Origin of the sequence: Undibacterium sp. TJN19 (genome assembly GCF_049339485.1) — a bacterium.
In the GTDB taxonomy this organism is placed as follows: Bacteria; Pseudomonadota; Gammaproteobacteria; order Burkholderiales; family Burkholderiaceae_D; genus Undibacterium.
In genome coordinates, this window is sequence record NZ_JBMPPL010000008.1 from 142,716 (window position 1) to 163,652 (window position 20,937).

Sequence of the window (20,937 nt, forward strand, 5' to 3'; positions counted from 1 at the left end):
TTAATTCAGCACTGCAAAACAGCCCACTGTGCCGATTTCTTTAATTTTTTAGAAAACGCCGCATCACATGAGGTGCAGGTTCGCTGGGGTTGGCGTGCGAGTATTCCAGTTCTGGTGCCAGTTCAAATTCGAACGCAGCGTACAGATCAAGCAGGCGTGGTTGGTCACTGCGCACGCCCAGGCGTAATTCTTCTACACCGGCGGTCTGGGCGGCGTGGATGACGGCTTCCAGCAAGTGTTGTGACAAGGCGTCCCCGCGAAAGGCGGGCAAGACGCCCATGCGTAACATTTCCCAGCAATCGGGTTCTGCATCCAGCGGCAACCAGCGTACAGAGCCGGCAGGCTCTTCATTGACCAGCAAGACAAAGCCGCCGCCCTGCATGAGGTCATTGCTGACGCGTTCTGCTGATTCCTGATGGCCGGACGAAGTGACAGCCACTTTTTCTGACCAGCAGTTGCGGGTCAGATGCGCGATCAGTTGCGCATCTTCATGGCTGGCTTCGCGAACGACAATATTCATGACGAAGAGGTTTAACGGACACGCATACCCGGTTGCGCACCTGGCCACGCTTCCAGGATATACAAGCCCGGGTTGGTTTTTTCATCAGCGGCTGAAGCTGCCAGTACCATGCCTTCTGACATGCCGAACTTCATCTTGCGTGGTGCCAGGTTGGCGACCATGACAGTGAATTTGCCTATCAGCTGTTCTGGCTGGTAAGCCGACTTGATGCCGGAAAACACATTGCGCGTGCGGCCTTCGCCGACATCCAGTGTCAGGCGCAAGAGTTTGTCTGAACCCTCGACATGCTCACAATTGACGATTTTTGCTATGCGCAGATCGATCTTGGCAAAATCATCAATCTTGATTTCTTCTGCCAGTGCTTCAATATCAGAGCCAGCTGCTGTACTGTCAGTTTTTGCTTCCGTTTTGGCTTCAGCACTGACGCCAGTGTCAGCAACAACGCTTGCCGCCGGCGCTGGTGCATCAAACAGTTGATCAAAAATCTTCAGTTCCACCCTTTGCATCAAGTGCGTATAAGGATTTATCTTATGCTGATGCGGGATAGCTGTATTCACATCGGCCCATTGCAGCGGGCTGATGTTCAGCTGTGCTTCGACCTGCGTCGCCAGTTGTGGCAATACCGGCTTCAGGAATACTGTCAGAATACGGAAAGCTTCCAGCAAACGGCTGCATACTTCCTGCAATTTGGCATCATTCTCCGGTTTTTTGGCCAGTTCCCATGGTTTGTTGGCATCCACATAGGCGTTGACGATATCGGCTTGTTCCATCGTTGCGCGCAGGGCTTTGCCATATTCGCGGGCTTCAAACAGTGCCTGGATTTCTGGCGCAACCTTGCGCAGGTTGTTGATGAAGGCGTCATCTGCCGTTGCCCAATCTGATGTCACCACGCCATCGAAGCGCTTGCTGATGAAGCCGGCTGCACGACTGGCGATATTGATGTATTTGCCGATCAGGTCAGAATTGACACGGGCTACAAAATCATCCGAATTCATATCCAGGTCTTCGACCTTGGCATTGAGCTTGGCGGCGAAATAATAACGCAACCATTCCGGGTTCATGCCGATTTCCAGATAGCGCAGTGGCGAAATGCCAGTGCCACGTGACTTCGACATTTTCTCGCCAGAGACGGTCACAAAGCCGTGTGCATACACATTGTCTGGTGTCTTGTAGCCAGAGAATTTAAGCATCGCAGGCCAGAACAGTGTATGGAAATAGGTAATGTCCTTGCCGATAAAGTGGATTTGTTCAGTCGTCGGGTCAGCCATGAAGGCATCAAAATCGCGGCCCGTCTTGCCAAAGTAATTTTTCAGCGAGGCCAGGTAGCCGACAGGCGCATCCAGCCAGACGTAAAAATACTTGCCTGGCTGATCAGGAATTTCTATGCCAAAATAAGGCGCATCACGGCTGATATCCCAGTCACCCAGACCGCCTTCACCTTCCAGCCATTCCTTGCACTTGTTGGCCACTTCCGATTGCAGGCGATTGTCTTTCAATGCCCAGCCACGCAAGAATTCTACACATTTCTCATCCGACAATTTAAAGAAAAAATGCTCGGACGATTTCATGACCGGCGTTGCGCCCGTCAATACAGAGTAGGGATTTTTCAGGTCAGTAGGGGCATACACCGCACTACAGACTTCGCAGGAATCGCCATATTGATCCTTGGCACCACATTTAGGACATTCGCCCTTGATGTAGCGATCAGGCAGGAACATATTTTTAACCGGATCAAAAAACTGTTCTATGGTCTTGCTGGTAATAAATCCGGCAGATTTCAGTTTACGATAAATGTCTTGCGACAACAGATGGTTTTCTTCACCATCTGTGGAATGCCAGTTATCGAACTGGATATGGAAGCCATCGAGGTATTGCTTGCGCCCGGCAGCGATCTGCGCCACAAATTCTTGTGGCGTAATGCCTGCCTTTTCAGCCGCAATCATGATAGGCGCGCCATGCGCATCATCCGCACCGACAAAATGTACCTCATGACCCGACATTCGCTGATGCCTTACCCAGATGTCAGCCTGGATATATTCCATGATGTGACCAAGGTGGAAAGGGGCGTTAGCGTAGGGCAGGGCAGTGGTAACAAACAGCTTGCGGGTCATGGTTGATGCACTTTTATGAACGGACAGGGTCATTATTTTAACAGCGAATGCTGTTATTGAAGCGGCTTTGGCCGGATCAGGCTATTTTGCTGGCAGGCCAGCCAGAAAAACGCTTGCCTGCAGGATGTATTTAATGTTATTCAGATAATAAAAATCAAACGATCCAGCGGCCATCACGATAAACCACTTCATCATCCAGCCTGACTGACTCGGTAACAGCAAATACATCAACATGATGCCTGCCTTCGCCGCGCTTGATATGTGGTTTGGCATAGCTGCCATGTTTGGCACCCAGTGACAAATGTACGCCACACATGCGCTCATACGTACCTATATCTCGCACGCTACGCTCTTTGGAAAAAGCGCGGTTCATGCCAAAGCCCAGTTCGCGTACCCAGACGACCGTGTCATCTGCACGTATATTTGCCAGCACCTGATCAAATTCAGATGTGGAATTGATGGTATCGACTACCTGGCCCTGTTCCACTATCAGTGTGATAGGCTGTTCTGGCCGGTTGACGGTAAATGTGGTATCGCCAAAGGCGAAAATATTCACTTTTCCGTTGACGTGAGCCAGGTCGACTGATTCGGTAAACACTTCACCGATGGGGAACTGACCGCCTATATTTTTCATTTCGCGATAATCGCCGACATTCAGTTTGGCTGATTCCAGCTTGCCTGCAAATACCAGCTCTGCACCACCGCTATCGACAACGGCCTGGCTGGCATTGTCGATTTTTTGCTTCAATGCCTTGCCTGTGCCGCGGTAATAGTTGGCATCGTAGGCCAGTGATTCTATGTAATGCAGGGCTTCCTGCCCTGGCATGCGTGCAAGATGAGGATGCTCTATCACCTTCAGGTCACGCTTGAACAACTCCACACGCAGGCGATAGGCTTCCAGACGGAAATTGGTTGATTGAATCAACACTACCAGGTCATGCGCAGAAAGGGCATTCAATGTGGCCAGAATAAATTCAGGTGTCTGCGTATCAAAGTTGATGAACTGGGCTTCTGGCAGGCAGGCACGGTAAGCCGCCGTCAATGCCACGGCCAATTCACAGCCACAATCAAATACGACAACAGCCGCATGCCCTGGCCCGTGTTCAAAGGCATCGCGCAAAATATCACGCAAATGCTGAGTAGCGCTAATAACTGCCGCTTCCGGCAAAGGTGTAAAGACGGGCAGGGTAGTCATGCCGCTAACAGGTGCAGCTGCGCTGCTGTCGTGACTTGTCATGTTTCAGTTTGCAAATTGCATGGTTACGCGCAATTGCATCAAAGTAAAGTGAAAGCTGTTGCTTAAAAGGGATCTAAGGCATCATTTTAAAGCAACTGACAGGGCCGAACTTGATTTAGGCAAAGGTTTGCCTGAATTCGCTTGTTATAATTGAAAGTTAGTGCTTTAAACAGTGCTGAATCGATTAAATGAGCAATAGATTAAGTAAGCAAACGAGCAATAAGTAAGGCAAAAACAGGCGCGCAGACGCCATGTCTGAACCAACTATAAATCAACCAGGGAATCTTCGTTATGCCTAAGCAGTTCTTGAAGTGGGTAGCGTTCATCATGTTTGCTGTTTTCAGTAATCTTGTCCACGCACAAAATGCAGCGCAGCAGGCCGAATTGGATGCTGCCTTTGATGCAGCAAAAAAAGTCAGCCAGCGTGGCCCGGCAGAAATAAAAATGATAGACCAGGCGGTGTTGAAGTTGCCTGCCGGTCAGGTATATGTGCCCATGCCTCAGGCCGGGCAGTTGATGCATGCCCTGGGCAATTCCAATTCTCCCGGTCTGATGGGTGTGATTTTCCCGGAAGAAGGGGGCTGGATGATTGTTGCCCGTTATGAAAAATCTGGCTATATCAAGGACAACGATGCAAAAGACTGGAATGCCGATGAATTGCTGACCAGCCTGAAAGAAGGGACAGAGGCCTCCAATGCCGACCGCCGTCAGCGCGGCATACCAGAGATGCAGGTAGAAGGCTGGGCAGAAAAACCGAATTATGAAGCGCCGACACATCGCCTGATCTGGTCTGCCATTACAAAGAACAAGCAGGGGCAGGATAATGACCCCGGTGTCAATTACAATACCTATGCACTGGGGCGCGAAGGCTACATCAGCCTGAATCTGGTGACATCATTGAAAGATGTACCGCAACAAAAATCTATCGCCAAAAATTTATTAGGCCAACTGGAATTTGCCGATGGCAAGCGCTATACCGACTTCAATATCAGCACTGACAAAGTCGCCGAATATGGACTGGCAGCATTGGTCGCAGGTGTCGCTGCCAAGAAGCTGGGTCTGTTTGCGCTGCTGTTCGCTTTCCTTGCCAAATTCGCCAAATTGGCCTTGGTGGCGATAGTTGGTGGCGGCGCGATGATCGCCAAACTGTTTGGTCGGAAAAAAGCCGAATAATCTGCTCATGCCAGATCATTCATTAATACATCAAGATAAACAAAATAGATAGAGCAAGCGTACCGATGATCAAAATTCTTTTGCTTCTGCTATCAGGTGTCAAACTGGGCAAGTTATTGACGACTGGCGGCACCATGATCATTTCTGTGGCTGTCTACGCGTGGATCTTTGGCTGGTGGTATGCGGTGGGATTTGTATTGCTGCTGTTCGTTCATGAAATGGGGCACTACATTGCGGCCCGCCAACGCGGCCTGGATGTGGGTTTGCCTACGTTTATCCCTTTCGTTGGCGCATGGGTGGAATTAAAGGACATGCCACATAATGCCGAAACCGAGGCCTATGTCGGTCTTGGTGGCCCGCTGGCAGGTACGGTGGCTGCATTGCTCTGTTATTTCCTGGCGCGCAATTACGATAGTGATGTACTGCTGGCGGTGTCGTATTCAGGCTTCTTTTTAAACCTGTTCAATATGATACCGCTGTCCCCCTTTGATGGCGGGCGTATTACGGCGGTGTTAACACCCCGTATCTGGTTTGCCGGCGTGCCGGTTTTGCTGGCCTTGTTCTATTTTCGCCCTAGTCCTATCCTGATACTGGTTGGCTTTCTGGCATGGCCGCAATTATGGCGTGCCTGGAAATATGACCCCGAAGCAGAAGAGAACAAGGCTTACTACGATATCCCCGGCGAGACACGGTTTACCTATGCGGTCTATTATCTTATCCTGCTCGGCTTTCTCGCCGTGATGACTTATGACGTGCATGAGATGGTGCAGGCCTCGAGAGTGGTGCGCGGGATTTAGGTAAGGAGGCCTGACTAGAGTTCAGGTTTGTTCACCATCAAAAAATACACGACCAGCATGGCGATGAAGGCCGGGTAGCCAAGACATTCCCACAGTTTTGAATAGTGCCAGTACAGTGCAGGTAATGCGCTGTTGTTGACCAGTGCAGTCTCAGCCATGGCCTTCATGCGGATTTGCAGCCATACCACGGGTAACCAGCACAGGCCGGCCAGCACATACATGGCAAGTGACCACATGATCCAGGGTGTGCGCAAAGGCCAGCCAGCCATATGAACCAGCGCAAACCCGCTCAGCGGCTGGAAGATCACGGCAGGTGTTGTGAAACACCAATCGGCGATGACCACCAGTCTTGCAACCACGACCTGCGCTTGCAATTGCTTGCTGCGATTGGTAAAAAACAGATAAAACGCCGAGCCAAACCCCGTGCCGACCATCAGGACAGAAGACAGGATATGCAAGGTTTTAAGCAAGAGGTAGGTGTTCATTTTGATACTCTTTGTGTTGTCATTTTTTGACCCGATGCATGCGCATACAGATAAAGCAGTAAGGCCAGGATGGGCAGATTTTTCAGCACAGGCCCAAAGGGGTGCAGATAAAATTCAGGTGAAAAAATCGCGATGATGAGGCTGTAAGAAATGATTAGTATGATTTGTGCCAGCCACAATATGCGACCAGGCCATAACAGCGTCGCAACACCCAGCCCCAGGTCCAGCATCGATGCCGACATCAGTACCATGAAGGCAGGCATGCCATTAAGACCCAGCGGTGCCAGAAGTTGCAGGCTGCTTTCAACGGGGTAAATACCAAACGACAAAGCAGCAGTGACCAGCCACAAGATGGCCAGGGTCAGGCGAAATAAAGGCAGACACCATTTGGCAATGGCGGCACTGGCCAGCATGTCTGCCGGTATGCCATCAAACCAGTGCTTGGCGGATGTTGGCGGTTTTTGCAAATGCGCTTCAAAGGGGCCGGCATCAGCCGTATTGCCTAGTTCCAGCATGCTCAAACTGTCTGGTGTCAATATTTTTTGCGGCAGGTGCATTGCCATTTTGGCGATCGTACGCATCAGCGGCATGGGAATGCCAAATAGTAATTGGGGTGACATGCCCATCGCCAGACGATAGTTTTCCAGCATGGCGCGATAAGTCATGGCTTGCGGGCCTACCGCATGCAAGACCATTTTGTTTCTTGCTGTATTTGCCAGCCAGATGACGATGGCAGTACAGATGTCATCAATATGCACAGGCTGTAATTGTTGCTCGCCATGTCCTGGCAAACCCAGCGCAGGCAGGCTGGCCAGGCAACGAAAAAGACTGCTGCTGATACCATCAATGCCAACGACCAGGGAAGGGCGCAAGATCAGATAAGTCAGACCGGTTTGCATGAGGTGGGCATCGGCTGCGCGTTTGGTTTTCATATACGCGCTGGTCACGACATCGACATTACCGTCTTGTTTACCACCCAGCGCAGATAATTGCACCACGGCTTTCACACCGCAATAGCTGGCCGCCTGGAACAAGGCGATAGGTGCATCGCGGTGTATATCTGTGAAGCGCTGTGTTTCTGATTCGTTCAATATGCCAATGGCATTGATGATGACATCAATCTGCCCCAGTTTTTGCAGGCGTGCGATCCAGACTGCGGGATCCGTATCTTGCGCATAGTTGATTTCAAGTTCAGAAAATTTGTTGCAATCAGCCCCCATACTACGTTGCCGCACACCATGACAAACCTCGTGCCTTGCCTGTTGCAGCGCGAGACTGATGTGGCGACCCAGGAAGCCATTTGCACCGCAAATTAATATTTTCATGATGGAGGCAAATTTACTTTTTGATCGGGCAGGCACCATCTTTGCAGGCGCGGCTGCGGCGTTCGGCCCGTTTTGCCGCAATAAGCAGGATCAGACCAGACAATTTGTCTGACAACAGATGGCGGTTATTTGCCAGGCGCAGATAAGCCCAGTCAAATACCGGTTTCAGCACTGGCCACCCACTAGCAGATGTCAACCAGCCCAGACCCACGGCGGCATACGCCAGCCGTATTGCTTCCGTGCTGTGTACCAGACTGCCATCAGGTTTTACAGCGTAGATGACACGCATCATTTCTTTTTGAGATATGCCATAGGGGCTGGCATCAAAATCACTTGCCGATGCGTCAATGAATTTTAATAAACCCCGCGTATTGCGGGCTTTCAAATTGTCCATTTCCAGCTTGCAGACAGGGCAGGATTCGTCGTACAACAAGGTCAGCGGATAGTTTGTCATTGTGCTACTCCTGATTTTTGATATTCAATTTTCATACTCTAATTTTTATTTCTGAAATTTCTGTCAAAACAGAAATAAATTATCAAAAAAAATGCCTGAGCATCTTTTTTATGGCTTATTCGCCCCGTACAAATTTTTGCACGGTTGCGCCCATCTTCAACAACTTCATCAAGGTACTCGGTTCCAGCCTCAGCATTTCATCGGTCCAGGTGGTCAGGGTTTTCATCAATGCCAGGGTTTCTGCTATGCGCAATTGGGTGGCCTTGTCTTCCTGATCCAGGTCCGGGCTGTCCAGGCATTGCTGCAAGGTCGCAATCGTGGGATTGAATTCCCTTTCCTTACGCTCACGTACTACCGCGCGGAATAATTCCCAGACATCCAGCGAGGTTTCAAAATGCGCACGACGGTCTCCCATGACATGGGCCAGCTTGACCAGTTTCCAGTTTTGCAGCTCTTTTAATGAATTCGATACATTCGAACGTGCCACACCCAAAGTGTCAGCAATCTCTTCTGCCTGCATGGGGCAACCCACTATATAAAGCAGCGCATGAATCTGGCTGACAGTGCGGTTAACACCCCACAGGGTGCCCATTTCGCCCCAGTGCAGGATAAATTTTTGTTTGACAGGTGTAAGTTCCATAAGCACAGTGTAGTTAATTCCTTTATTTCAGTCAAGACAGAAATAAAGGAATTAACTGAATAATCAAGAAAACCGGATTAACGCTACACTAAACTCTCTTTGTCATCAGCGGGGATAGTGATGGAAAACAAAAACACGGTATTGGACTTCTGGTTTGGTCATGAGCAGGATGATGCACTGACCGCTAAAAACCAGGCTAAATTGTGGTGGTCTAAAGATGAAGCCCTTGATGCTGCCATCAGGAGCCGGTTTGCCAGCCTTAGTGAGCAAGCCCTTCAAGGTGATCTGGACGACTGGCAAGACAGCGCTCAGGGTCGGCTTGCGCTGATCATCTTGTGCGATCAGTTTCCCAGGAATATGTATCGCAATACCCCCGCATCTTTTGCTTATGATGCGAGAGCCAGGCAATTTTGCGAAGCTGGTCTGGCCGCGCAGGCAGATCGCCAGTTGCGGCCAGTGGAAAGGGTATTCTTTTATTTGCCGCTGGAGCATTCAGAGAGCCTGGCTGATCAGCAAAGGGCAGTCGCGTTGTACGATGCCTTGTGCCGGGATGTCAAAGAGACGCAAGCCCAGGCTCAGAACGAAACTTTTGGTGGATATTATCGGTATGCGATACGCCATCATGATGTCATCGCACGCTTTGGCCGCTTTCCGCACCGTAATGCGATTCTTGGCCGTATTTCAACACCTGAAGAGTTGCAGTTCTTGTCTGAACCAGGTTCGTCATTTTGAAAAAAGTAGACAAAAATGCGCTGTCAACAAGGCTCGTTGCATGATCCTGCCCTGAATGTCTGCATCAGTTAGCCCGCCTTGCACTACCTCTTATATCACCCCGTTCGGCCCCCTGTTGCCGAGATGCGTTCTGGTAATAAGGAAGAAAAGGCGCGCAAGTCAGTAAATTGTGATTAAATTAAAATGCTATTTTATCTAGATATCACCTGCAATGCTGGCCCGCAACTTTTCTGGAGTCTTAAACCATGTCTACGCAATTGTTAACGCCAGGTGTCTATGTCACTGAAGTGGACGGCTTCTCGAGTTCTGTAGTGCCTGTGCCTACTGGCATCCCCGTTTTTTTGGGCTATACAGCTGTCGATAGCAGCCAGGGCAAGCCTGTGCTTATTTCATCAATCAATGAATATATAAGCCTGTTTGGCGCGGCACCGCATAATGAATATGATTACATCAGTAATAGTAAGAGCAGCCAGGCCAGCAAAGCCGCGCCAGCCTTCATGCTGTATTTGGGTTTGCAATTGTTCTTCAATAACGGTGGGGGCACCTGTTACGTCATTTCTCTTGGCACTTACGACTCCGTCATCGCAGCAGGTGCTTTTAGCAAGGATGTCTATACCAATGCTCTTGTCACTGCAAGGCACTGTGATGAAGCAGATTTGCTGGTCATGCCCGATGCAGTTCATCTGAGTCTGGATGACTGGACAAGCGTGTCGCAAATGGCATTGCAAAGCTGTGAGCAATCCGGACACATCATGTGCATACTCGACGTGCACAATGGCTATCTGCGTGCAGATGGCAGTGTACAAGACCCCGTCACTGGCGGCGTGAGCGGTCATGGTTTCTACAGTATCGCCGGGCTGGGCGAAGAATTCAATAAATATGGTGTCAGCTATTATCCCTGGCTCAACACCAATATCGTCAGTGTCAGCAGCATAGACTATAGCTGGGTTTCAGCCAGCAGCTTGCCTTTGCTGGTCGCCGATTTAAATGCGGAAGCACCAGCTTTGTTCCCTGTTGATTCTGCAACTGACACGAATAAATTGCAGGCTTATCTTGCTATCGTTGCCTCATTGACGCAGGCAGCCGACCCAGTCGCAATACGCCAGCGTCATCAAAGCCTGATGGCCGTATCGCCGGTTTACCAGTCCTGCATGAATCATATTGCAGCCAGCGTCAATCTATTGCCACCTGCCGCTGCGATGGCTGGCGTTTATGCGCGTACCGATCATACTTTTGGTGTGTTCCAGGCACCGGCCAATACAACCATCATCAATGCCGTTTCCCCTGCGGTGAATATCAATGATGAGCAGCAAGCTGACCTCAACATGCCCTTGAATGGTCTGGCCGTCAATGCCATACGCAGTTTCCCCGGCGCCGGTTTGCTGGTCTGGGGTGCGCGCACCCTGGCGGGTAATAGCGATGACTGGCGCTATATCAGCGTCAGGCGCACCGTCATGATGCTTGAGCAATCCATTAAATTTGCTTTGCAGGCTTATGTATTCCAGCCTAACATCAGCCTGACCTGGAACAGCGTCAATGCCTCAATCAGCAATTTTTTGAATTCACAATGGAAGGCAGGTGCCCTGATTGGTAGCAAGCCATCTGAAGCATATAGTGTCAGCGTCGGGTCGGGCAGCACCATGACTGAACAGGACATATACAATGGGCTGATGAATGTGAGCGTTTCAGTCGCGCTGGTGCGTCCGGCAGAATTTATCATAATGAGCTTCCAGCAGGAAATGCAAGCCAGCTGACAAGATTTTGCGCCTGCTCGCGCCCGGCGCCATGCGGGTGTGCAGCAGGCCCTCACAAATCAGTCATACCCAAATGTTGCCGGGCCTTTGCTTAAATTGCGCGGTGCCGGTGGCGCCTTGGGAACAAAATTAAACTGGAATTTGACATTGCTGGAACCATCGGCCAGCACCTGCACGGTCTGCGCCAGAGGTTCGCCCAGCATATTCGGCGCCCAGGCCTTGACTTCGTATTTGCCGGCAGGCAGGTTATTGATGACCGCGTTGCCAGAGGCATCTGTCTTGGTGAAATAGGGAGTATCCACGACATAGATAAAGCCACGCATCCAGTCATGGAAGTGACAGACCAGGGCGACTTCGCCGGTTTTATCGAACAGGATAGGCGCAGGCTCTTCTTTTTTGCTATTCACCCGCAATTCGAAGGTTTTTGCCGGGGAAAATGATTTCAGGTGATGCTCGTGATTATCCTTATTGGGAAAACGCACCAGGCTACCGCTACGCACTACCGTCAGGTAAGGGCTGAAGGCATAGTTTTCCTGGGCGACAATGCTGGTGTCACCGGCTTTTTTGGGTGGCGTCGGGGTATCAAGCGGCGTCGCAAACAAAACGGCATTGCTGACTGATTGCGCATTTTTATCGGTCAGGTGGCCGACCAGCAAACCTGCAGTGGCATGATTGGACAAACTGACCAGGCCAAGCGTTGAAACAAGTGCGGCAATGGTTTTTGCTTTGGCTCTGGCTTTATTGAATGCCATTTTTTGCATGAATGTCTCCGTTTTTTGAGTAGTACCAGCAAGTATTGAAAAACATTATGCTTGAACTTGGCTGACCGGGGAAGTTTGACTTTGTACAGGATGGCCGATATGTTCGATATGCACACAGGCAACAAGGCTATCATCAGGTAAATCGCGTTTTTGCGCTAGACTTGCAATATATCTTTGGAGAATTGCATGAGTATGACTGTTGATGATGTAAAAGCCGCGTTGGCAAAAGTAACAGACCCCAACACTGAAAAAGACTTGATAAGCACAAAATCAGTCAAAAACATCAAAGTTGAGGGTGCTGATGTCAGCCTTGATGTTGAGCTGGGCTATCCGGCCAAAAGCCAGTTTGATCTGATAAAAAATAGTGTAGTCACTGCTATCGCCGCCTTGCCTGGTGTTGGCAAGGTTACGGTCAATATGTCTTCCAAAATCGTCGCCCATGCAGTGCAACGCGGCATCAAATTGATGCCGAATGTCAAAAACATTATCGCCGTTGCTTCAGGCAAGGGTGGCGTCGGTAAATCAACGACTGCCGTCAACCTGGCACTGGCGCTGGCTGCCGAAGGTGCGGCAGTGGGCATACTGGATGCCGATATTTATGGCCCCTCACTGCCGATGATGATGGGTATTTCAGGTCAGCCTGAAACTATTGATGGCAAGAGTATGGAGCCGCTGGAAAACCATGGCCTGCAAGTCTCGTCCATCGGTTTCATGATAGATCCAGATAGCCCCATGGTCTGGCGTGGCCCCATGGTGACACAGGCTCTGCATCAGCTATTGGAGCAGACCAACTGGCGTGACCTTGATTATCTGATCGTTGATATGCCACCCGGCACGGGTGATGTACAACTGACCCTGTCGCAAAAAGTGCCGGTAACCGGTGCCGTCATCGTCACCACCCCGCAAGACATTGCCTTGCTTGATGCGCGCAAGGGCCTGAAAATGTTTGAAAAAGTTGGCATACCTATTTTGGGTGTCGTCGAGAATATGAGTATTCATGTTTGCTCCAGTTGCGGTCATGCCGAACCTATTTTCGGTGAGGGCGGCGGTCAGAAAATGTGTGCAGATTTTGGCGTGGATTTCCTCGGTGGCTTGCCGCTGACGATGTCCATCCGTGAGCAGGCGGACTCTGGCAAGCCAACCGTGGTGGCAGAGCCAGACGGCAAAATCGCCGGCCTGTATAAAGACATCGCCCGCAAGCTGGCGATCAGGGTGGCAGAAAAAGCCAAAGACATGAGCAGCAAGTTCCCCAGCATTACTATCCAGAACACCTGATAGTAAATAGTAACAGCGAAGAAACTGCACATCATGGATCAGCAGACTGATTACCGCTTTATGCAAATGGCGCTGGAACTTGCTTCCCGCGCCACCATAGAAACTTCCCCTAATCCCAAGGTCGGCTGTGTCATTGTGCGTAATGCTCAGGTCATAGGACAGGGCTGGACGCAGCCGGTTGGTCAGGCGCATGCAGAAGTGCAGGCGCTGCGTGACGCGCAGTCAAATGGACATGACGTGCGCGGTGCAACAGCCTATGTCACGCTGGAACCATGCAGTCATTTTGGCCGCACGCCACCTTGCGCGAATGCTTTGCGTGAAGCAGGCATTGCGCGTGTCGTGGCCGCCATGCAGGATGCCAATCCGCAGGTCGCGGGACGTGGGCTGGCCATCTTGCATGATGCAGGTGTCAGGGTAGAGTGCGGTAATTTCCCCGAACTGGCCGCGCAGGCGCGTGAATTGAATATCGGTTTTTTCAAGCGCATGGAAACCGGTCGCCCCTGGGTCAGGATGAAAGTCGCTGCCAGCGTCGACGGTGTTACCGCGCTTGCCAATGGACAAAGTCAATGGATTACAGCACCCACTGCTCGGCAAGACGGCCATACCTGGCGCGCCCGTGCTGATGCCATATTGACAGGAATAGGCACAGTGCTGGCAGATGATCCTGCGTTGAATGTGCGTGGCATTGCCACGCCACGCCAGCCGCAAAAAATCATTATTGATTCCACGTTGCGTATTGCCATAAACGCCAAAGTCTTGCAGGGTGGGGCTATCGTGATCTGTGCTGTTGCTGATAATGAAAAGCAAAAACAACTTGAGCACGCTGGTGTAGAAGTGGTTTGCCTGCCAGGCGAGGGCGCGCAAAGCGGGCGGGTCAATCTGCCTGCGTTGTTGCAAGAACTGGGCCGCCGCCAAGTCAATGAATTGCATGTGGAAGCAGGTGCTATCTTGAATGGTGCGTTGATCAGTCAGGCTTGCGTTGATGAACTGCTCATCTATCTGGCGCCCAAATTATTGGGTAGCGGTGCAGGCTTGTTTGCCTTGCCACAGCTCAGCCATGTTGACCAGGCGCAAAAATTGATTTTTCATGATGTCAGCCAGGTAGGGGATGATTTGCGCATCCTTGCACGCCTTGCCTGAGATAAGAAACGCTTGCTGATGACTGACCATCAGCTCGGCCAAAGCCAGCATAGTGAAACGAATGCAGAAAAGAAAAAAGGATCGTTGAATAATCAACGATCCTTTTAAACTGGTCGGAGTACAAGGATTCGAACCTTGGACCCCCTGGTCCCAAACCAGGTGCGCTACCGGACTGCGCCACACTCCGAAAAAACTAAACTTTTACTTCTTGCTTGCATTTATTTTATTTATTTCATTTGCATCAGACTACTTCAATACAACAAGCATTTCTGGTTGATTTGAAATAAAAGGGATCGTCAATGACGATCCCTTAAAATCTGGTCGGAGTACAAGGATTCGAACCTTGGACCCCCTGGTCCCAAACCAGGTGCGCTACCGGACTGCGCCACACTCCGAAGACCAATATCTTACTGTTTTGCCTGGCTGCTGTCAACCTCTTTGCATTTAATGGCTTATGTGCGCCTGACGACGTCAGTATTACAGTGATTGCTGGCTTGCAAAATAGCGCTTGCTTCCGGTGACAGGATCATCAAAAGAAATCGATTTTGCCAGTAATTGCAAGGGATGCTCAAAATCATCACCTTTACATGCCAGGGCCACCGGATAAAAAGCATCATTGACGATCGCTGCGCCCAGGCTGGCCATATGCAGGCGCAGTTGATGCTTCCTGCCAGTGACAGGCTGCAATTGATACAGGCTGTGATCGCCACGTCTTTCCAGTATGTCGATATGGGTTTCAGAATTGGCTGCGCCAGTGACTTCCTGCATGACAAAAAACTTTTTCGCTTCTTCCATACGGCTGCGGTACAGCATGGGAAATTGCAAATCAGCGAGATGCGGGGCCAGTGCATGATACGTCTTGTGCATCTGTTTGCCCTGAAACAGCGATTGATATTGCCCGCGTGTTTCCGGGTTGTGCGAAAACAGGATGACGCCAGCCGTTTCCCTGTCCAGCCTGTGCATGGGTGTCAGATCCAGCAAGCCTGTCTTTTTTTTGAGCCTGACCAGTAAAGTCTCATGCAAGAAACGGCCAGACGGGATGACGGGTAAAAAATGCGGTTTATCAACCACCAGCAGATGTTCGTCCTGGAACAATATCTGTTCTGTAAAAGGAATAGGGGTTTCGTTTTCCAGTTCACGATAATAGTAAATGCACATGCCGCGCCTGACAGGGCTGCTGGCTTGCAATGTCTTGCCCTGGGCATCCACTACTTCGTTTTTATTCAGCCGCGCCTGCCAGGTACTGGCCGCCACATCAGGAAATTGTTCGAGCAGAAAACTCAGGGCATTATCCCATTGCCCTTCAGGCAACCAGATATAACTGGGGGCGACACCATCTCGAACGGGCAGGGGATAGGACATAAGGCGATAATGCGGGGGATCTTTACAGGAACTTTTGTGTGAATTGTGTGCGGCACAATGGCCTTTCACAATGCGCCATATTAACATGCTGCAAAGCGCTGCAAAAAAAGCACCGGCAGGTGGCAATCCCATGAATGTATCTTCCCCCACGCTTAAACGGTAAAATGTTGGTTTTAACTCTTTGAGCGTCATCTCTTGCCAGACCCTGCGCTGGCGATGTGGCGCATGCTTGTGATCTCATGACTGTACGTACCCGATTTGCTCCCAGCCCGACCGGCTATCTCCACGTAGGTGGCGCACGCACTGCCTTGTTCAGTTGGGCCTTTGCCCGCCATTTTGGCGGTACTTTTGTTTTGCGCATCGAAGATACCGATCTCGAACGTTCGACGCCAGAAGCTGTCCAGGCAATTCTTGATGGCATGAACTGGCTGGGTTTGCAGCATGATGAAGGCCCTTTCTATCAAATGAAGCGCATGGAGCGCTATAGCGAAGTACTGGCCGACATGCTGAAAAAAGGCACGGCCTACCACTGCTATTCTTCTCCGGAAGAAGTCGAAGCCATGCGTGAACGCCAGCGTGCTGCCGGCGACAAGCCGCGCTATGACGGTACCTGGCGACCAGAAGCAGGCAAGACCCTGCCGGCGATACCGGCTGACCGCAAACCCGTCATCCGCTTCAAGAACCCGCTGGATGGCGATGTCAGCTGGAATGACGTGGTCAAAGGCCATATCACCATAGGTAACCGTGAGCTGGATGATTTGGTGATCGCCCGCCCGGATGGTACGCCGACCTACAATTTCTGCGTCGCAGTCGATGACTGGGACATGCAGATCACTCACGTTATCCGTGGTGATGACCATGTCAACAACACGCCGCGCCAGATCAATATCCTCAATGCGCTGGGTGCCACCTTGCCGCATTATGGCCATGTGCCTATGATCCTGGGTACGGATGGACAAAAACTCTCCAAGCGCCGCGATGCAGTCAGTGTCATGGATTATCTGGACAAAGGTTACCTGCCAGAAGCCATGCTGAACTACCTGGCGCGTCTGGGCTGGAGCCACGGTGATGACGAAATATTCTCGATGGAACAAATGTGCTCATGGTTTGATCTGAGCCACTTGTCTGGTTCGGCAGCGCAATTCAATCCTGAAAAACTCGCCTGGATCAATAACCATTACATCAAGGCCGCAGACAATACGCGTCTGGCAGACCTGATCAGGCCGCAAATGCTGAAAGATAATGCGCAGTTTGACAATGCGCCTGAACTGTCAGCCGTTATCGCCTTGCTCAAGGAACGCACCAATACCACGCTGGAACTGGCACAGGCCGCCATGCTGTTTTATCGCCAGCCTGCGGCTGAAGCTGCATTGCTCACGCAACACGTCACAGAAGCCGTATTGCCGGCCTTGCGGCACTATGTCGAAGTCTGCAAGACGGTGGAATGGAACAAGGCCGCCTTGTCGGCTGCAATGAAACAAACCCTGGCAGATTTTTCGCTGAAGATGCCGCAACTGGCCATGCCTTTGCGTTTGCTGCTGACAGGTCAGTTGCAGACGCCATCGATTGATGCAGTGATAGAACTGTTTGGCCGTGAAGTTGTTTTGCAGCGTCTGGCAGTTATTGCAGCTTAGAAAGGCTGGGGGGGCTTTACATCTGGGTAAGCATCCCCTATAATCTCGTTTCTGTTCTGCGCTGGGGGTATAGCTCAGCTGGGAGAGCGCTTGCATGGCATGCAAGAGGTCAGCGGTTCGATCCCGCTTACCTCCACCAAAAAGTGGCAGCGTAGAAACAGTGAAAAGTACAAACTTGTTGTCCCCATCGTCTAGAGGCCTAGGACATCACCCTTTCACGGTGAGTACAGGGGTTCGAATCCCCTTGGGGACGCCAATCAACTTTATCAAGTTCATTGTGGACAACAAGTTTAGGCCAGCAGTACGGACAGATTCTGTCCCCATCGTCTAGAGGCCTAGGACATCACCCTTTCACGGTGAGTACAGGGGTTCGAATCCCCTTGGGGACGCCAGTAAGTTCTCGTTAAGAGATGAAAAAAGCCTTGAGAAATCAAGGCTTTTTTGTTTTTCGCTGAATGATTTAAATGATTGCTTTAACTTAACGACGCATTGATCAATGTACTGATCGAAGTATTGATTAATTTAATCTACACATCTATAGAATGGGCAATCGCGATCTACAATCTTTGATTGCCCTATTTTTAGTTCAGCTTATTTCTTCGCCTGATAAATCCTGTCAAATTCTGCGCCATCATCAAAATGTTTTTTCTGTGCCTGTTTCCAGCCACCGAACACTTCATCGACAGTGAATAAACTGATGGGCTTGAAAGACGCGGCATATTTTTTTGCTGCGATTTCAGAGCGGGGACGCAGGAAGTGTTTGGCGATCAGTTCCTGGCCTGCTTCGGTGTAGAGAAATTGCAGGTAAGCCGTGGCGATTTTGCGTGTGCCCAGTTTGTCGGCCACTTTTTCAACTACGGCGACTGGCGATTCTGCGAGTATGGATACCTTCGGATAAACCACTTCAAAGTTATCACCAAACTCCTGGCGCACCAGTTGCACTTCATTTTCAAAGGTGACGAGTACGTCGCCAATTTCCCTTTGTGTGAACGTGGTCGTTGCACCACGACCGCCAGCATCAAGCACAGGCACGTTTTTAAATAACTGTTCTACCAGTTGACGTGCCTGCGCCTCAGTGCCACCGGCCTTGATGACAGAGCCCCAGGCGGCCAGGTAACTATAGCGGCCATTGCCTGAGGTTTTCGGGTTGGGGATAATCACTTTCAGGCCGAGTTTGCCCAGGTCTTCCCAGTTGGCGATGTGCTTGGGGTTGCCTTTGCGCGTCAAGAACACCATGGTTGAATAAAAGGGCGCGGCGTTATTAGGGAGCAGCTTGGCCCAGTCCTGTGGCAACAAACCTTTGTCGGCCAGGATATCAATATCATTTGCCTGGTTCATGGTCACGACGGATGCTTCCAGCCCGTCGATGACAGAGCGCGCCTGCTTGCTGGAACCACCATGAGACTGGTTGACGCTGACCGTTTCACCAGTTTTCTTTTTCCAGTCGGCGACAAAGGCCGGGTTGATATCCTTGAACAGTTCGCGCGTGACATCATAAGACGCATTCAGGATGCTGCTGGCAGGTGTTGTCGGCGCAGCCATCGCTGAAGAGTTGATGGCAAACAGGGCGATGCCGGCAGCCAGTATCGTCACGCCTGCCGCACTGAAGCTGAAGCGACGCTGGCGCACCGTGGTTTTAATCATTTGCTGTATGTGTTCGTTTTTCGTCATGCCTTGCTCCGGTTTGATGTCAGTCTTTTCGATAGTGGCATCTTCCCGAAAAACCTGGTAGTTGGGAACGATGATATTTAGTCTTTCATAGACGAAAATCGCATAAGAGATGCTAAAGAGTACATATCAAATGCTCGCGGGAAATTAAAATAATAAATAAGCAAGTGCGAAATGAGTCTAAACACAGCTTATGCAAGCGGCACAACGTGGCGCTTAATTTTGCTACACTGAGCGCCTGATATATTTATCCATGGTGTATTTCTATGAAAATGATTTCTACTTTATTGGCTGGCTTGCTGGCAGGCAGCTTTGCAACTTTGCCTGCACTGGCCGCTGACAAGGCACAGGCAGCGTCAGCCCATGCGGGCGCGCAGGGTGGCATAGACTGGCGCAAAGACAATAATGTCGATGCTGCTTTTGCCCAGGCCAAGGCCAGCAATAAACCCTTATTCCTGTATTGGGGTGCGATCTGGTGCCCACCTTGTAACCAGGTGAAGGCCACCATCTTCAATCGTCAGGAATTCATCGACAAGTCACGTCATTTCATCCCCGTCTACCTGGATGGTGATACCCCGGGGGCGCAAAAATTTGCGGCGCAGTTCAAGGTGCGTGGTTATCCGACCATGATTTTGTTCAAGCCGGACGGCACGGAAATTACACGTTTGCCCGGTGAAGTCGATTCTGAGCGTTACTTGCAGGTGCTGACGCTGGCATTGAATACCACCATGTCGGCGCAAGATACCTTGAAACTGGCCCTGGCCGGTGGCAAGACACTGAAAAACGAAGACTGGAGCTTGCTGGCCGATTACTCATGGGATGACCCTGAGCAAAAACTGGTTGCCGATAAAGAAGTCATCGTGACGCTGCTGAAATTGTCTGACATCAGCCCGCCAGGCTTGAATGCCACACGTCTGTACATGCGCGCTCTGTTTGCGGCGGCAACGGCCAGGCCAGGACAAACCGTGCCAGCCATAGACAAGCCGCAGGCCACAGACAAGATCGTCAAGGCTTTGTCTGACCCGAAAACCACGCGTGACAATATGGACCTGGTGGCAGGTGCAGCGGCTGAACTGACGGAGTTTCTGACGACGGCCAAATCTGACGCGCGCAGCAAACTGGTGCGCACCTGGAACGCCGCGCTGGTCACCCTGGCGGATGATGCCAGCATTTCCAAAACCGACCGCCTGGGTGCAGTCGGTGCCCAGGTCGCCCTGGCGACACTGGACAATGCCAAACCAGAAGCCGGTTTGCAAAAAGATGTGCAAAAACGCGTCGCGCAAATTGATCAGGCAACGACCGATGCGTACGAGCGTCAGTCGGTGGTCAATGCGGCGGCGCATGCTCTGGGTGACGTAGGCTTGTTGGATGATTCTGACACTTTGCTGAAGGCAGAATTGAAACGTTCACATTCACCTTATTATTTCATGTCTACCCTGGGCTCCAATGCCAAGAAGCGTGGCGACAAGGTCGCCGCGGCAAACTGGTATGAGCAAGCCTACAATGCTGCCAAAGGCCCGGCTACGCGCCTGCAATGGGGTTCCAGCTACATCAGTAACCTGGTAGACCTGGCACCGGAGGCAGATGCGCGTATAGAAAAAGCCGTGCAAAGCGTGTTGACCGAAGTTGCCAAGGTCGATAATGTTTTCTATGAACGTAATCGTGCTTATCTGGAAAAAATGGGCAAGAAACTCGTCAGCTGGAACAAGGATGGCAAACACCAGGTAGCCTTCACAAAAGCGCGTGGACAGCTTGATGGCATTTGCGCCAAGCTGCCAGCCAATGACCCGCAAAAAGCGGTGTGCCAGGGCGTGCTTGCCAAGTCCTGATCTGGCAAGACAAAAACAGGCTGGCTGACAAGATAACAAG

Annotated in this window: 18 protein-coding genes and 5 tRNA genes; 11 read left to right on the plus strand and 12 right to left on the minus strand. The window is 50.9% G+C overall.

Annotation, left to right across the window (positions count from 1 at the left end):
• Positions 1 to 40 precede the first annotated feature (40 nt).
• From ACO0LH_RS20410 to ACO0LH_RS20420, 3 genes are all read right to left on the minus strand, one after another.
• Positions 41 to 520 (minus strand): GNAT family N-acetyltransferase, encoded by a 480-nt coding sequence (locus ACO0LH_RS20410; protein WP_422942981.1) that lies wholly within the window; start codon positions 518 to 520, stop codon positions 41 to 43.
• Between the two features lie 11 nt (positions 521 to 531).
• The gene (gene metG / locus ACO0LH_RS20415) at positions 532 to 2,631 is read right to left on the minus strand and encodes a methionine--tRNA ligase (protein WP_422942982.1); all 2,100 of its coding nucleotides are present in this window, start codon (positions 2,629 to 2,631) and stop codon (positions 532 to 534) included.
• Between the two features lie 154 nt (positions 2,632 to 2,785).
• Positions 2,786 to 3,826 (minus strand): hypothetical protein, encoded by a 1,041-nt coding sequence (locus ACO0LH_RS20420; RefSeq protein WP_422943111.1) that lies wholly within the window; start codon positions 3,824 to 3,826, stop codon positions 2,786 to 2,788.
• A 333-nt stretch (positions 3,827 to 4,159) separates the two neighbouring features.
• Here ACO0LH_RS20420 and ACO0LH_RS20425 point away from each other — a divergent pair, with 333 nt between their 5' ends.
• Together ACO0LH_RS20425 and ACO0LH_RS20430 are read left to right on the plus strand one after the other, a co-directional pair.
• Positions 4,160 to 5,041: a DUF2167 domain-containing protein gene (locus tag ACO0LH_RS20425; protein WP_422942983.1), complete on the plus strand. Its 882-nt coding sequence runs from the start codon at positions 4,160 to 4,162 to the stop codon at positions 5,039 to 5,041.
• A gap of 65 nt (positions 5,042 to 5,106) precedes the next feature.
• The gene (locus ACO0LH_RS20430; protein WP_422942984.1) at positions 5,107 to 5,838 is read left to right on the plus strand and encodes a site-2 protease family protein; all 732 of its coding nucleotides are present in this window, start codon (positions 5,107 to 5,109) and stop codon (positions 5,836 to 5,838) included.
• Positions 5,839 to 5,852: 14 nt separating this feature from the next.
• On the opposite strand, the gene ACO0LH_RS20435 is transcribed toward ACO0LH_RS20430, so the two are convergent.
• The 4 genes from ACO0LH_RS20435 to ACO0LH_RS20450 all read right to left on the minus strand — a co-directional run bounded on the left by ACO0LH_RS20435 (position 5,853) and on the right by ACO0LH_RS20450 (position 8,742).
• Positions 5,853 to 6,323 carry a DUF2269 family protein gene (locus ACO0LH_RS20435; protein WP_422942985.1) on the minus strand — a complete coding sequence of 157 codons (471 nt, stop codon included), beginning with the start codon at positions 6,321 to 6,323 and terminating at the stop codon, positions 5,853 to 5,855.
• On the minus strand, positions 6,320 to 7,648 hold the full coding sequence (locus ACO0LH_RS20440; protein WP_422942986.1) for an SDR family oxidoreductase: 1,329 nt from the start codon (positions 7,646 to 7,648) through the stop codon (positions 6,320 to 6,322). Before ACO0LH_RS20440 ends, ACO0LH_RS20435 begins: the two co-directional genes overlap by 4 nt.
• Before the next feature lie 13 nt (positions 7,649 to 7,661).
• A complete protein-coding gene (locus ACO0LH_RS20445) occupies positions 7,662 to 8,102 on the minus strand; it encodes a thiol-disulfide oxidoreductase DCC family protein (protein ID WP_422942987.1) in 441 nt (146 codons plus the stop codon).
• Between the two features lie 115 nt (positions 8,103 to 8,217).
• Positions 8,218 to 8,742 carry a GbsR/MarR family transcriptional regulator gene (locus ACO0LH_RS20450; RefSeq protein WP_422942988.1) on the minus strand — a complete coding sequence of 175 codons (525 nt, stop codon included), beginning with the start codon at positions 8,740 to 8,742 and terminating at the stop codon, positions 8,218 to 8,220.
• Between the two features lie 120 nt (positions 8,743 to 8,862).
• Between ACO0LH_RS20450 and ACO0LH_RS20455 the strand changes: the two genes are divergently transcribed.
• Together ACO0LH_RS20455 and ACO0LH_RS20460 are read left to right on the plus strand one after the other, a co-directional pair.
• Positions 8,863 to 9,474: a DUF924 family protein gene (locus ACO0LH_RS20455; protein WP_422942989.1), complete on the plus strand. Its 612-nt coding sequence runs from the start codon at positions 8,863 to 8,865 to the stop codon at positions 9,472 to 9,474.
• Between the two features lie 245 nt (positions 9,475 to 9,719).
• Entirely contained in the window at positions 9,720 to 11,228 is a 1,509-nt protein-coding gene (locus tag ACO0LH_RS20460; protein ID WP_422942990.1) for a phage tail sheath family protein, read from the plus strand.
• A gap of 59 nt (positions 11,229 to 11,287) precedes the next feature.
• Here ACO0LH_RS20460 and ACO0LH_RS20465 read toward each other — a convergent pair whose 3' ends face one another.
• Positions 11,288 to 11,989, minus strand: coding sequence for a methylamine utilization protein (locus ACO0LH_RS20465; protein WP_422942991.1), 702 nt, complete (start codon positions 11,987 to 11,989; stop codon positions 11,288 to 11,290).
• Between the two features lie 186 nt (positions 11,990 to 12,175).
• Here ACO0LH_RS20465 and apbC point away from each other — a divergent pair, with 186 nt between their 5' ends.
• Both apbC and ribD read left to right on the plus strand, forming a co-directional pair.
• A complete protein-coding gene (apbC, locus tag ACO0LH_RS20470; RefSeq protein WP_422942992.1) occupies positions 12,176 to 13,264 on the plus strand; it encodes an iron-sulfur cluster carrier protein ApbC in 1,089 nt (362 codons plus the stop codon).
• Positions 13,265 to 13,297: 33 nt separating this feature from the next.
• Entirely contained in the window at positions 13,298 to 14,404 is a 1,107-nt protein-coding gene (ribD, locus tag ACO0LH_RS20475; protein ID WP_422942993.1) for a bifunctional diaminohydroxyphosphoribosylaminopyrimidine deaminase/5-amino-6-(5-phosphoribosylamino)uracil reductase RibD, read from the plus strand.
• 110 nt (positions 14,405 to 14,514) lie between these two features.
• On the opposite strand, the gene ACO0LH_RS20480 is transcribed toward ribD, so the two are convergent.
• The 3 genes from ACO0LH_RS20480 to ACO0LH_RS20490 form a co-directional block, all read right to left on the minus strand.
• Positions 14,515 to 14,591 (minus strand) — tRNA-Pro (locus tag ACO0LH_RS20480).
• Between the two features lie 131 nt (positions 14,592 to 14,722).
• Positions 14,723 to 14,799 (minus strand) — tRNA-Pro (locus tag ACO0LH_RS20485).
• Between the two features lie 82 nt (positions 14,800 to 14,881).
• Positions 14,882 to 15,766 (minus strand): RluA family pseudouridine synthase, encoded by an 885-nt coding sequence (locus ACO0LH_RS20490; RefSeq protein ID WP_422942994.1) that lies wholly within the window; start codon positions 15,764 to 15,766, stop codon positions 14,882 to 14,884.
• Between the two features lie 239 nt (positions 15,767 to 16,005).
• On the opposite strand from ACO0LH_RS20490, the gene gltX reads away from it, so the two are divergent.
• The 4 genes from gltX to ACO0LH_RS20510 all read left to right on the plus strand — a co-directional run bounded on the left by gltX (position 16,006) and on the right by ACO0LH_RS20510 (position 17,792).
• Positions 16,006 to 17,400, plus strand: coding sequence for a glutamate--tRNA ligase (gene gltX, locus ACO0LH_RS20495; RefSeq protein WP_422942995.1), 1,395 nt, complete (start codon positions 16,006 to 16,008; stop codon positions 17,398 to 17,400).
• A gap of 63 nt (positions 17,401 to 17,463) precedes the next feature.
• Positions 17,464 to 17,539: transfer RNA gene (locus tag ACO0LH_RS20500), tRNA-Ala, on the plus strand.
• A gap of 41 nt (positions 17,540 to 17,580) precedes the next feature.
• Positions 17,581 to 17,656: transfer RNA gene (locus ACO0LH_RS20505), tRNA-Glu, on the plus strand.
• Positions 17,657 to 17,716: 60 nt separating this feature from the next.
• Positions 17,717 to 17,792 (plus strand) — tRNA-Glu (locus ACO0LH_RS20510).
• A 199-nt stretch (positions 17,793 to 17,991) separates the two neighbouring features.
• Here the strand turns inward: ACO0LH_RS20510 and ACO0LH_RS20515 are convergent.
• Positions 17,992 to 19,044 carry a sulfate ABC transporter substrate-binding protein gene (locus ACO0LH_RS20515; RefSeq protein WP_422943112.1) on the minus strand — a complete coding sequence of 351 codons (1,053 nt, stop codon included), beginning with the start codon at positions 19,042 to 19,044 and terminating at the stop codon, positions 17,992 to 17,994.
• A 290-nt stretch (positions 19,045 to 19,334) separates the two neighbouring features.
• Here ACO0LH_RS20515 and ACO0LH_RS20520 point away from each other — a divergent pair, with 290 nt between their 5' ends.
• Positions 19,335 to 20,897 carry a thioredoxin family protein gene (locus tag ACO0LH_RS20520; RefSeq protein ID WP_422942996.1) on the plus strand — a complete coding sequence of 521 codons (1,563 nt, stop codon included), beginning with the start codon at positions 19,335 to 19,337 and terminating at the stop codon, positions 20,895 to 20,897.
• Positions 20,898 to 20,937 lie beyond the last annotated feature (40 nt).

Bases quoted from the DNA above. Each gene is read 5' to 3' on its own strand.
- ACO0LH_RS20445 (WP_422942987.1), bottom strand. From the start codon at position 8,102: ATGACAAACTATCCGCTGACCTTGTTGTACGACGAATCCTGCCCTGTC.
- ACO0LH_RS20430 (WP_422942984.1), top strand. From the start codon at position 5,107: ATGATCAAAATTCTTTTGCTTCTGCTATCAGGTGTCAAACTGGGCAAG.
- ACO0LH_RS20520 (WP_422942996.1), top strand. From the start codon at position 19,335: ATGAAAATGATTTCTACTTTATTGGCTGGCTTGCTGGCAGGCAGCTTT.
- gltX (WP_422942995.1), top strand. From the start codon at position 16,006: ATGACTGTACGTACCCGATTTGCTCCCAGCCCGACCGGCTATCTCCAC.
- ACO0LH_RS20435 (WP_422942985.1), bottom strand. From the start codon at position 6,323: ATGAACACCTACCTCTTGCTTAAAACCTTGCATATCCTGTCTTCTGTC.
- ACO0LH_RS20490 (WP_422942994.1), bottom strand. From the start codon at position 15,766: ATGTCCTATCCCCTGCCCGTTCGAGATGGTGTCGCCCCCAGTTATATC.
- ACO0LH_RS20410 (WP_422942981.1), bottom strand. From the start codon at position 520: ATGAATATTGTCGTTCGCGAAGCCAGCCATGAAGATGCGCAACTGATC.
- ribD (WP_422942993.1), top strand. From the start codon at position 13,298: ATGGATCAGCAGACTGATTACCGCTTTATGCAAATGGCGCTGGAACTT.
- ACO0LH_RS20425 (WP_422942983.1), top strand. From the start codon at position 4,160: ATGCCTAAGCAGTTCTTGAAGTGGGTAGCGTTCATCATGTTTGCTGTT.
- apbC (WP_422942992.1), top strand. From the start codon at position 12,176: ATGAGTATGACTGTTGATGATGTAAAAGCCGCGTTGGCAAAAGTAACA.
- ACO0LH_RS20515 (WP_422943112.1), bottom strand. From the start codon at position 19,044: ATGATTAAAACCACGGTGCGCCAGCGTCGCTTCAGCTTCAGTGCGGCA.
- metG (WP_422942982.1), bottom strand. From the start codon at position 2,631: ATGACCCGCAAGCTGTTTGTTACCACTGCCCTGCCCTACGCTAACGCC.
- ACO0LH_RS20440 (WP_422942986.1), bottom strand. From the start codon at position 7,648: ATGAAAATATTAATTTGCGGTGCAAATGGCTTCCTGGGTCGCCACATC.
- ACO0LH_RS20450 (WP_422942988.1), bottom strand. From the start codon at position 8,742: ATGGAACTTACACCTGTCAAACAAAAATTTATCCTGCACTGGGGCGAA.
- ACO0LH_RS20455 (WP_422942989.1), top strand. From the start codon at position 8,863: ATGGAAAACAAAAACACGGTATTGGACTTCTGGTTTGGTCATGAGCAG.
- ACO0LH_RS20465 (WP_422942991.1), bottom strand. From the start codon at position 11,989: ATGCAAAAAATGGCATTCAATAAAGCCAGAGCCAAAGCAAAAACCATT.
- ACO0LH_RS20460 (WP_422942990.1), top strand. From the start codon at position 9,720: ATGTCTACGCAATTGTTAACGCCAGGTGTCTATGTCACTGAAGTGGAC.
- ACO0LH_RS20420 (WP_422943111.1), bottom strand. From the start codon at position 3,826: ATGACTACCCTGCCCGTCTTTACACCTTTGCCGGAAGCGGCAGTTATT.